At 64.0% G+C, this 10,741-nt stretch carries 13 protein-coding genes and 1 pseudogene; 8 read left to right on the plus strand and 6 right to left on the minus strand.

Annotation, left to right across the window (positions count from 1 at the left end; all coding sequences use genetic code 11):
* Positions 1-42: 42 nt before the first annotated feature.
* The 3 genes from MAY35_RS20405 to MAY35_RS20415 form a co-directional block, all read right to left on the minus strand.
* The gene (locus tag MAY35_RS20405; RefSeq protein ID WP_197505615.1) at positions 43-795 is read right to left on the minus strand and encodes an MBL fold metallo-hydrolase; all 753 of its coding nucleotides are present in this window, start codon (positions 793-795) and stop codon (positions 43-45) included.
* 119 nt (positions 796-914) lie between these two features.
* On the minus strand, positions 915-1,592 hold the full coding sequence (locus tag MAY35_RS20410; RefSeq protein WP_238423112.1) for a hypothetical protein: 678 nt from the start codon (positions 1,590-1,592) through the stop codon (positions 915-917).
* 106 nt (positions 1,593-1,698) lie between these two features.
* Positions 1,699-2,190, minus strand: coding sequence for a hypothetical protein (locus MAY35_RS20415; protein WP_238423113.1), 492 nt, complete (start codon positions 2,188-2,190; stop codon positions 1,699-1,701).
* Positions 2,191-2,650: 460 nt separating this feature from the next.
* Here MAY35_RS20415 and MAY35_RS20420 point away from each other — a divergent pair, with 460 nt between their 5' ends.
* The 5 genes from MAY35_RS20420 (at position 2,651) to MAY35_RS20440 (ending at position 7,556) form a co-directional block, all read left to right on the plus strand.
* Positions 2,651-2,860: a hypothetical protein gene (locus MAY35_RS20420; protein WP_238423114.1), complete on the plus strand. Its 210-nt coding sequence runs from the start codon at positions 2,651-2,653 to the stop codon at positions 2,858-2,860.
* 173 nt (positions 2,861-3,033) lie between these two features.
* Complete coding sequence (locus MAY35_RS20425) at positions 3,034-5,061, plus strand: hypothetical protein (protein WP_238423115.1); 2,028 nt, start codon at positions 3,034-3,036, stop codon at positions 5,059-5,061.
* Positions 5,062-5,280: 219 nt separating this feature from the next.
* A complete protein-coding gene (locus tag MAY35_RS20430) occupies positions 5,281-6,084 on the plus strand; it encodes a ParA family protein (RefSeq protein WP_238423116.1) in 804 nt (267 codons plus the stop codon).
* Positions 6,085-6,266: 182 nt separating this feature from the next.
* Entirely contained in the window at positions 6,267-6,530 is a 264-nt protein-coding gene (locus MAY35_RS20435) for a hypothetical protein (RefSeq protein WP_238423117.1), read from the plus strand.
* A gap of 180 nt (positions 6,531-6,710) precedes the next feature.
* Positions 6,711-7,556, plus strand: coding sequence for a DUF2637 domain-containing protein (locus tag MAY35_RS20440; RefSeq protein ID WP_238423118.1), 846 nt, complete (start codon positions 6,711-6,713; stop codon positions 7,554-7,556).
* Positions 7,557-7,689: 133 nt separating this feature from the next.
* Here MAY35_RS20440 and MAY35_RS20445 read toward each other — a convergent pair whose 3' ends face one another.
* Both MAY35_RS20445 and MAY35_RS23450 read right to left on the minus strand, forming a co-directional pair.
* Entirely contained in the window at positions 7,690-8,079 is a 390-nt protein-coding gene (locus MAY35_RS20445; protein WP_238423119.1) for a hypothetical protein, read from the minus strand.
* A gap of 69 nt (positions 8,080-8,148) precedes the next feature.
* Positions 8,149-8,322 (minus strand): annotated as a pseudogene (locus tag MAY35_RS23450) (type IV toxin-antitoxin system AbiEi family antitoxin domain-containing protein); the annotation flags it as partial.
* Between the two features lie 396 nt (positions 8,323-8,718).
* Between MAY35_RS23450 and MAY35_RS20450 the strand changes: the two are divergent.
* Genes MAY35_RS20450 through MAY35_RS20460 form a run of 3 tightly spaced genes read left to right on the plus strand, consistent with a single transcriptional unit; the run spans position 8,719 to position 10,176 of the window.
* Positions 8,719-9,390 carry an MspA family porin gene (locus MAY35_RS20450; protein WP_238423120.1) on the plus strand — a complete coding sequence of 224 codons (672 nt, stop codon included), beginning with the start codon at positions 8,719-8,721 and terminating at the stop codon, positions 9,388-9,390.
* A gap of 6 nt (positions 9,391-9,396) precedes the next feature.
* Entirely contained in the window at positions 9,397-9,852 is a 456-nt protein-coding gene (locus MAY35_RS20455) for a hypothetical protein (RefSeq protein WP_238423121.1), read from the plus strand.
* Between the two features lie 54 nt (positions 9,853-9,906).
* Positions 9,907-10,176 (plus strand): hypothetical protein, encoded by a 270-nt coding sequence (locus tag MAY35_RS20460; RefSeq protein ID WP_238423122.1) that lies wholly within the window; start codon positions 9,907-9,909, stop codon positions 10,174-10,176.
* Between the two features lie 87 nt (positions 10,177-10,263).
* On the opposite strand, the gene MAY35_RS20465 is transcribed toward MAY35_RS20460, so the two are convergent.
* Positions 10,264-10,741 (minus strand): hypothetical protein (locus MAY35_RS20465; protein ID WP_238423123.1); only part of this gene is annotated, 478 nt, incomplete at its 5' end.

Here is a 10,741-nt window from a genome sequence, read left to right on the forward strand (position 1 = left end):
CCGGCGGTTAACCGGGTTTGGCCAGGCTGGTCCTCGGCTGACTTACCGGGAGTGCGCAGCGGCCGCTAGGTGCTCGTACTGTTCACGGTCATGCGAGCAGATGACGAGGTGCCCCTGATCGGCTGCACTCCGCAGAGCCGCATGGTTGCGGGTCAGGGTACTGGGGTCCATCGCCAGCATTCGCTCGACCCGATCCATAGACGGATCGGCCGTTGACGTGAGTGCGGTGTGGTGCAAAAAGGCGTCTCCTGCGTGAATCAACCACCGGTCCATCCGGTGTGGGTCGCGGATCGCGACGGCGGCGTGCCCGGCTGTGTGACCGGGCAGAGGGATTAAGACCAGATCGCCGGCCTCGGTGAGCGGGTGGCCGTGGAAGTTCATGACCGGGACCGCCTCGGCCGGTGCATAGGTGTGCGCGCGGCTGGTGATCGATGTCAGGTGGTGCGGGCGGTAGCGGATGCGGCCACGAATGCCTGGTCGGCTCGCGGCCGCGAAGAGTTCGGTCACGGTGAGGTGAACGGGGGCGGCCGGAAAGTCGAGCGCGCCGCTGATGTGGTCGTAATCGAGGTGAGTAGCCACGATGCCAACGACATCGCCCGCGGCGTAGCCGAGGCCGGCGAGTTGCTGAACGGCTGTATCAGCACTTCTCAACCGGGGACGTACGGCACGTAATGCCTGACCGAGACCCCGGATTGGATGGGCGACGTCCTGCTGGCCGAGGCCGACGTCGACGAGGACCAGCCCGTGGTCGAACTCGACGGCAAGTATGTGGGTGACGCATTCGGGAATGCCCACAGGTGTGAAAGTGCCGCAGTTGAGGTGGTGGACATGACGAACCGACCCGATCTCTGGAAGCACGACCGTAACCCGTCTTTCAGGAAGCTGATTTATCGACTCCGCAGTACAGCAATTCGCTATCTGCTGGTGTCGGCGTACGTACGGAGAGCGGAAAGGTAAGGGAGGTCAGCTAGTTCAACGAGTGCAGCGGCGGGCAGGTCTCCCGATCGAACCTGTTCGAGGTAGCCGCGAAGGATCGCGACGCGCATGATCTGGGTTTCGACGTCTTCACGAATAGGGGGCACAGGGGCGCCGATGAGGCTCACGACGGCACGGGCGCTTCTGAGTAAGGCGTTGCCGATCTCGCCCAGGATCGTATCGAGCTCACGGCGGGCCCAATCTCGATCGCTGGCCGTGGACCACCCGTCCAGGGCCACGATCTCTTCGGCGACGGACCCGGCTACATCCATCACGGCCCAGCAACGTAGCGCATGCTGCGTGTCGTTGCTCGGTAGCCAGCTGCCGCGCCAGGCATTGCGCCAGGCCCTACACACGGCTGAGTCTGATGTGCATGTATCCAGTGCGGCTGCTGCAACCTTCGCCGCGTTGCGGGGAGGCGTCGTTAGTGGCATACCGCTAGACCAATTGGTTTCGCGCGAAACCACTTCGGAGCGCACTGCTTCCACGAGAGATTCGGTACGAATACTCTCCGCTACGTTCGACATGAGAACCACCTTGATGACGAGACAGGTAGATAGCCGCGACACGATCCCCACAGAGGTGAGGTTCGATGTACGCGACATCGTGGTCGTCATCCAGTGCCGAATACAGCCTCAGGCCCGGAGAGGACACCACGATAACACGCGCAGCCGGCACCGGTAGGTCCCAGGCGGGGTGCCCTCCACGGCTGAGCGGGCCTTCTCAGGCCAGTTTGTCGACTTCACCTTTAGTCACCAGGTCTGCCCAACGCCCGGACATGTGCCGATTGAGCGTTGCGATCGTCGCGGCCGCAATGCCGGTGGCGGAGGCCATTCGATCGAGATCGACCCCCCGCCAGGTTGTTCGGCCTTTCCGAGCGCCGGTCACAATCGCCAGGAACACCTCAGGATCGACCGCGGAAGCCTCGTAAAACTGGTCCGCGCGAACGCCCACCCCTACCGAGGTGAGGACTGGTCGCCACACAACATTCACGGTGTGAGCCAGCGCCCAAGACCGCAGATGGTCGTCGAGCAACGGCTCCAACATGTAGTCAATCTGAGTGCTGGTATCGGTCCTGGGCGGCGGACCCGCCAAATCTATACGGCTGGCGCCGGTGATCACGCGCTCGGACCGCAACCGCTCAGCAGAGCGTGCATCGTCCCTGCCGGGCACCCTCGTTCGCGATTCTGCAAACTCGAGCAGCCACTTCACCATCACGCTGACCCCCTAAGTCGTTGTGTGCTGCCCCACACGCTTCGGTTCACCATTCTGTCGACAGCGCAGTATAGAAGACGCTACAAAGGGCGTCGTTTATAGCCGTGGTGACACGAAGCTCCACGCTTTTGGTGCAACGTGACTCAATTTCTTTCGACAACGACCCTACAAATTGGACCGCGCTGACGCATCCGGTCGCGCGAGTGGCAGCGACGTTCGCGCTCGGTCTGAATCAATCTCTCTCTGTGGGTGCAGATCTGGCCGGCATCGGCCGAATGCCCGGAGGGTGGTTCCTCGCCGCGCGACACCCAACGACGGCCGGCAAGCCGAGCAATCTGAAACTGCTACTCATTCCCTCGGCGTGTCGGGCCTGTAGCTGTAACACATTCGGCCAGACTGGCAGCCGGCGAGCTTGAATCGAACTGCACACACCACCATCAACGGAAGAGGTGACGCGCACATGCCTAGACCCAGCAAAGGCAAGCGCAAGATGTGGGGTTTCCGAGCTCTCCAAGCCGTAGATCTCGACGCCGCAGCCCGTTCGGCGGGATACGACACGACCAGCCAGTTCATCGCCGACACCATGTATCAGCGTGTCGGCCGCACGGACCTCATCGAAGGCCCTAGTCACTCAGGGGGTGACCCGGATCAGCTCTCACTGACTGCATGAGCCACAAGTAAAAAATTGACGGCCCCCCTGGGGGGACCAGAGGAGCCGTCAAGAAGTTTTTGAGCCAGCGAGTTGGCGCTCGCTGGACTCCAATTTCCCCGAAGGGACAGTCTGTGCAGGACTGGTCTCAGGATAGCGCGCACCCTTTTGCTCGCGCTAGTTCTGATGAACGCGTGTCGGATCACGACTCGGTTACCGAGTCGCGGTGGTCCGAGGTCTACCGGCTGCTACCCGCTCCCGGTGGTGAGAGCTTCGCGCTGGCAGGCACCGCGACGGCGAACAAGGCTCGCCGGGAACGCAGCGGCAACCCGATAGAGCTGATCACCGAGGCAGAGCGTGCCGGCGGTGGCAAGGCGATCTGGGCTGTTGTGGCCCCGATCCGCAGCGATCTGCTGGTCATCGACCTTGACCGCTGCGCAGAGCAGGTGTGGCCGCTTCTGTGCGATGTGCTCGGCGACTACTCAGCGACCGCCGCTTACCTGGCCCGCTCCGGTAGCCCGGACTCGCTGCACGTGATCCTTAAATGCGACTCCCCTGCGTCTGAGCTGGGAATACGAGAGTTCCTTGCTGATCTGCGCCGTCACCTCAACCTGTCGGCTCGCCGCATCGACGTGCTGAGCCCGGGACATCTCCTGCGTCTGCCGGGCAGTGCCTCGCTGAAGCCCGGCGGCCGCCACTGCACACCCGTCAACGACGACCTCGAACCCATCACCGCGGTGGAAACGGCCAAACGCCTGCGCGCGGCCCTCGGTAGTGATGAACCAGGACCGGTGCAGGCGACGTTCACCCGCCATGACGACGTGTGGTGCGTGCAGCTCGCCGCCGAGGTGTACCGCTTCGGCCTAGAGGTCGAAGTCCACCGCCGCGACGGACTGGTCAAGCGCGTGCGTATCGGAGCAGTCGTCTCCCATGCCGGCGACCGGGTCCGCGCCGCGATCACCGACGACCTCACTCCCCACTCCCCCACCCCGGGGCCTATGGTCGCGCTGTCCGCGGCCGCGCAGATGCACGAACTCGCGTCCGACACTGACGGTGCGGGCGAGTTGCAGTGGCAGGCCCCCAGAGCCTGGCGGCGACGCACACCCATCTCCGCGCAACAGTGGCGCATCCTCAATGACACCGGAGAGGACGACCGCTCCGCGGCGGCCACGGCCGCCGCGTGGGTGTTATGGGACGTCGGATTGCGTTCGTTCGCGGCCGTGCGCTGGTTCTACGCGCACTGCCCAGCGTTTGCGAAGTTCCGCGACCGCGACGGTGACCGCCGACGCACCCGCTCCGCATGTGCCGCGCACTGGCAGAGCATCGCTGCGCGCGCCACCAGCCATCGGCCGCCACTGGACCCCGCTGACCAAGCACTCGTCGACGACGCCCTGTCCGAGGTTGCCACCTGGGACGAACCGGATCTCGTCGCGGCCGCCGTGGCCGTCATCACCCACCGCTTCACCGACGGCCACGGCCTCGCTGATCGCCCCATCGCCAAACGCTGCCTCGCGACCTGGATGTCGATTTGCGACAGCCGCGCTTTCGTCCACCTCCAACGCCTCCAAGAGCGTGGCCTGCTCGTTCGCACGCGTGATTGGCGCGACGGGCCGGCCAATGAAGCTGCTTTGTACTCGCTACGAGTGCCAGCCGCGCTTTACCGGGGAAATGGTGACCATGACGTCACAGACCCCCTGAGACTCCACCCCCTCTGGGGCCAACTTGGACACCACTCACACAGGCTTTGGTCCCTGCTGGCCACACACCCTGCCTCCCTGCCCACCATCGAGGTAGCGACGAGGTCGGCCCTCTCCCCTGGCGGAGCTGGATGGGGCGTTCTCGGCCTCCTAACCACGCTTGGTTCGTTAGGGCTGGTGACCCGGATGGGAACGGGCAGGGGAACTCGCTGGACAGTGACGCCCGACCAGGCAGATCCGGGCGCTGTCGACTCCGCGGCCGCGTCTAGCGGCGCGTTCGAGCGAGCCAAGCAACTCCGCGCGCGGATCGTGGGCGAACGCAAGGCCTACCACGCAGAAGGGCCAGGTGAGCGTGCCCGAATGCGAACTGGGCTGAAAGTGCTTCGCAGCAGGCTCACGCATGCCGACGTTGCTGGCCGCGACCAAGGGAGCCTGTTTGGCACCGTGGCGGCGGAGGGTCGTGGCCGCGATCCATATGAGGGCGGCGCCGCAGGTCGCCTCACCAGGCAGACGGATACTGGGTGAGAGACCTACCCATATGGGTACTAATATTAGCTAATATGCGCTATGGACATGTGATGTTCGGTTATGGAATCATGCATTAGTAGGGCTTATATAACCGCACATAACCTCATAACCACTGATGTCACATCACATCACCTGCAATCAGTGGATCTTCTCTTTGAGCATCTGCACCCCCCTGAACTGCGGTAACAGCACATAACGAATCGGAAGGACGAGGAGATGAAGGTAACGGCCGTCGCGAACCTGAAAGGGGGAGTGGGGAAGACCCTGGTTGTTGGAAACCTCGGACACGCGTACGCCGCGCAATCAGTTCCGACCCTGCTCCTTGACCTAGACCCCCAAGGGAACCTCACCCAGCACTTCACGAGTTTCACACCGGACAACCCACCGAGCGTCAGCATGGCTGACGTCCTCGATCGGTCAAGCGACGCCACTTTGGTAGACGCCATCGTGGAAACCCGTCGAAGCGGACTCTTTTTGGTTCCGTCTGGTTTCGACGAGCTGCAGGCGGTGCAAGACACCCTGGTCGGCAAACCGGGCGCCGAGTTCAGCGTCAGGAGAGCCCTCGACTCGCTGCCCGCAGGGCGATTTACCGATGTGCTGATTGACTGCCGCCCTGCCACTGACCTGGTGACCCGCAACGCATTCATCGCCGCGGACCAGGTGCTCATCGTTCTGCAACCCGAAGCTGATGCCTTGCGTGGTTTCGACTTCACCCTCGTAGCCATCGACGATCTGCAGATGTATCTCGGCAAAGAGCTGCCGGTCGCCGGATTCGTCGTCAACCAGGTTGACTACCGACGCAACGACCACAAGAAGCAGCTCGAATGGATCAAGCAGCGTTCTGCGGCCGACGCCATCCCTATCCTCGGTGACCCCATCCCGGTGAGCACGGATCTGTCCAAACTCAACGCAGTGGGAATGGGGATCGACGAGATGAGCTCGCCATCAATCCGGCTGCGAACCCTGGCTGCCGGATTTCAGACCATCGTGAACGCGCTTAGAGAGGAAGCAGCGGCATGAACAACATTCCAGAACCCAACCTGCCCCCAGCCCGCCCGCGCCGAAGCTCGTTCGCTTCCGCTGCACCCACGCAGCCGGCACCACAGCCGACAACGACCCCGACGGAGGCAGGGGAGGGGAGTGAGGTTCAGTCGCCCAAGACAGAGACCACGCGATCCTCTGCTCCCCAACGGTCGCAGCGAGTGGCCGCCGACCGGGGCGCTTCACGTCCAGCCGCCGCGACAACATCGAAGCGCAGTCCAGCGTTCTCGCGCGACATCCTGTTGTCGGTGGCGGACGAGCAAAAGGCGCGTCTCGAGAACACGGTCGCCTGGACCGCCCCGAGGACCGGCGTCAAGAGTCAGCAAGCGTTCATCCGCTGGGGCATCGACGAACTCTGCTCACGCCTTGAACGGGAATACAACGGCGGCAAGCCATTCGATCCCATTGCCGAGCAGAACCTCTAAACCGCACCTATACCTTCTAGCGGTTATAAGTGCCCATATGGCCCATATGGGTATGTAGTGAGGTCCTGGTGGTGATTGAGCACCACCAGGACCGGCGACCAACAGAAATGGAGCTGTTGATCTATGTCCGACCCTACTCATACCCGTCAGACCGCCGAGGGTGCGACGAACACCGCCAGTGTGGCGACTGCGGTCCTCCTGAGCCTGATCGTTGTTGCGGCCTCGTTCACGCTGAGCTTCACAGCCCTGAGTGATCTCGCCCGAATGTCTGGGGCGATCCCAGGCCGCTTGGCCTGGCTCCTGCCAGTGGTCATCGACGTGTTTATTCTGCAAGCCACCTGGTGCGTCTACGTCGCAACTCGACGCCGCGACGACCCCGGCAAGCGCTACCACTTCGCCATGCTCGCCATCTTCTCGACAGTGAGCGTGGCCGGTAACGCCGGCCACGCATTCCTCGCCACCGACCAGGGCGTCATGCACGGGCTCATGGCCGTGGCTATCGCGATCGTCGCGCCCCTGGCTCTCCTCGCCTCCATCCACGGACTCGTCATGCACGTCTGGACTGGTGGCGCGTCCCTGCCCGAAGAGGCCCGAGCCCTCAACGAAACCGCAAGGCGGGACGACACGGACGTACCTGTGCACACACAGGAGCCCGATCTGCGTGCGTCCTATGCACACCCGCAGGTCACAGCACCTGCACCCGCGCCCGCCGACACCCCGCCCGCCAAGGAAGCGCGCCTTCTCAGTCAGAAGGATGTCGACGAACAGATCTCCGAAGACGACCTACAGCTGGCCCGGCTCGTATGCAGCAAGGGCCGCTTGAGGAACGACGAGCGCGCAGTCGCGCGCGTCCTCGTCGCCGAGCGCCTTCGTGTACCCCGCGAGGACACCGCCCTGCTTACAGGCGTGCACAGAACCACGATCGGACGATGGATGGAACTCGCAGCCGAATGCAACCCAGGCTCCGGCGCGCACACCGAGCATGCACGCGCAGGCGTTCAGTCAACGCTCGTAGACGCCTCATGAGCGTGCCCAAAACGCGGGCGTGGGGGAGAGGCACACAGAGCACACTCGGCCAGGCGTACTGCCGTATTGCCGCCGGCGAGTGTGCGAGCGGTCGGAGGTGTGGAGCGGACCGCGGACCTTAGACTTCCCCGTGTCAGGTCGCTGACGCGATGGCCGTCAGGATGGATTCACGATCACGGCGCGCATCCGCGGCGGCCGCGACCCCGTCCAGATAGGTGGCGAAGTCGTCGACCAGGTCTCGGCCTACTGTGCTGAGCGCGTTGATCGCCGATGCTGGGGTAGCGACGGGGAGTCCTCTACGCATGGTGACGTCGGTGGCCCAGCTCAGCGGCCGCTCGAGGCCGAGTACTTCGGCGGTGCTCCATCGTTCGCGCGTGAAATTGGTCTTGATGACCGCCAGCTGGGGGAGAGAGACTGCCTCGGCGAGGCCGTGTAGTGCGAGTGCGGTGGTCGCGGTGACGACGTAGTCAGGCCACTCGGTTGATAGTCGCTCGGCCGGGAACAAGTCGCCGCCAGCGGCCACCCATGCGAGTCGGGCGGCGTGAAGGTCGCCGGACCTGATCCTGCGCGGTCTGCGCATCACCCCGTGAGCTACCCCTTCGAGGTAGCCGGCCTGACGCAACCGTTTGAGATGGCTGCGCGTCAAACCGAGCCGTAGACACTGGCCGGTAGTGATGAACCCCCACTGTTGGGTCACCACACCGTCGATGGTGAGCCATTGCCGCGTTAACAGCGGACTTAGGCGGGGTAGGGAAGCGGGGGTCACGGTGGCCGATCAGTTGTCGTCGAGGCGGGTCTCCATTGAGTCAATCATCTGGCCCGCGTGGGTGATCCGCCTGATGAACCGCAGAACGTCTCGCCGAACCTGGCTGGTGACCTGTCAACTCACCGCCCCTGTAGCTCTGTCGTCCGACCAGACGACAACGCCAGATTGTCGACTTGATACCGCGAGGCGTGACCTGCGCCTCACTCGTGATACGGTCGCGAGCTTGCCGTCTCACTGTGCTAGCTTTCATTCGAGAATCAGCAAGGTGCAGCGAATTTCGGGGAATCCACTGTTACCACGAGAGAGTCGGGCAGCGTCTCACGCGCCCTTCTTTCGCCGTCTATTCGGACTCCCGACACTTGCATGCGCCGAATAGACAGCAGGGGAGACCTTTTCATGATCCGGCGACGGACCATTCGTGTTCTGATGGGGGCCCTGGCCCTCGTGCTCGCACTCACCGTGGGTGCTCAGGGCACCGCCAGCGCGGTCGGTAGCTCGCGCTACCTCAAAACCCAAGACGGCATCTACCTCGCTGTCGAGCAACGCCAGCTCCACATGCGCACCTATCAGCCGCTGGACTCCTCGCCGATGAGCCGCGATGTCTACCTTGGCGGCAAGACCAGGGCCACGATCAAAGGCCCCCGCGGCACCTTGATCCAAGGCGCCACTTTCGAATCCGGTTACCAGGTCGGCTACCCGGTGAGCTTCGCCGCCTCCGGTGTCAGCATCACCCTGAGCACCCCGAGCCTAAGCGTCGGCGGCAACATCAACATCAAGGCCCCCACGCCTGTCACCCCGAGTCCGGTGGACGGCGGCCTCACTGCCACCGTCAACGTCATTCCGGCCCAGACGCTCGCGTTCACCGTCGAGCACGGCGGCATCAAGACCGTGCCGCTGGTCAAGGGTGCCATGGGACAAGCGTTGGCCTACGCCGACTTCGGCGGCGTCCAGATGCTCGTCAAAGCCGCAGTCGGGCCTGTGACCATCCGTCAGTACACCAAGATGACCGTCCGCACGAGCGCCGGTCAGTCCGAGGTCGTGACCTACGGCCCCGCCTGGAAGGTGTAACCAGCGATGCCGAATGAGACCTCGACACCGCGTGGGCGTCACCGCCTCGACGAACCCGCGAGTTCGACGGGCCGGACCTGGCTGCATGTCGCTGTGCCCGCAGTGGTGGGCGCCGGCGTCATCGCTGCCGCAATCGTTGCCGCTGGCGGGGCCAGCATGGGAGCACCAGCGGGGCCGCAGCCGAGTGTGGTCGTCGACCGCCAGCTCGTCGACACCACCACGACGGTGCCGACCGACCCCACTGAGCCCACCGAGCCCACTGATCCGACCAACCCGCCCGCCGAGGGCGGCAGCACCACCTACAACACCACGATCACCGAAGTGCTGCCCGCTGGCCCGCCGCCAGGAGGATCGCCCGACGGTGACGAAGACGAGGACCAGGCGCCGCTACCGGGTGGTGCTTTCGTCCTCGGCGAACCTGTACCGCAGGTTCCCGGAGCCGGTTCATTCAACCTGCCCTGACGGCCCATGTCGTTGTGTAGCAACAAATCCCATCCGAATGAAGGAGATGTCAGCATGACCATCACCACCAAGATCCGCGCCACCGTGGTCGCCGGGGCCGTCGTCGCCGGTATCGGCGCATCCGCGCTCGTCGGCGGCCTCGCCGCCGCACCCGCACAGGCAAACACCTACAGCTACAGCGGCACCGTCGAGTGCAATGCGTGGCGCAACTCGGTCCTCGCGCAGAACCCCAACCTCGGCGCGACCGCTTGCGCCCCGGGCTTCAAGGGCTGGCAGTTCAGCACCTACCAGGCGCCGACGAAGCAGCCTCAGCTCACCTGGTGATCACTCCCAGGCATTTCTAGAACTGCGCCCCACCCGGCACGATTGCCAGGTGGGGCGCAGTCATATTCCAACGAGTTGTCGAAGTGGCTACTGCACCATGCCCGTCGGTGCGCACCAGTTGTTGTAGCACGTCAGCTGCGAGAACGAGACCGGGTCTTTACGGCTGTTGAGCACATTCGGCGACACGCCACCACTGTGTGACCAGTCGACACGGTTCGTTGTGGTCATGGTGCCGCTGTCGTAGACCTTGCCGACGACCTGGTTGCCGTTCTGGCAGGGACCCACGCTGACGACCCGGGCCTGTTCGAACGACACGACAAACGACTGATAGCCCGTCGCGTACCCCAACTGGTGGGCGCTGGCCTTGACCCACGGCGACGGACTCGTGGTGTGGTTGCCGCTGTCGGTGATCGGAACAATCGACCCCACAGCAACATTCGCCGAACAGGACGCCCAATCGCTCCATCCCTTCGGATACGCCGCCGAGGCCTCTGCCGTCACCAGCCCCGATACCATCACCGCCCCGGCCAATGTCCCGAGCACTGCTCCAATACGACGATGTGCA

The organism is Gordonia sp. 'Campus' (assembly GCF_022206305.1).
GTDB lineage: Bacteria > Actinomycetota > Actinomycetes > Mycobacteriales > Mycobacteriaceae > Gordonia.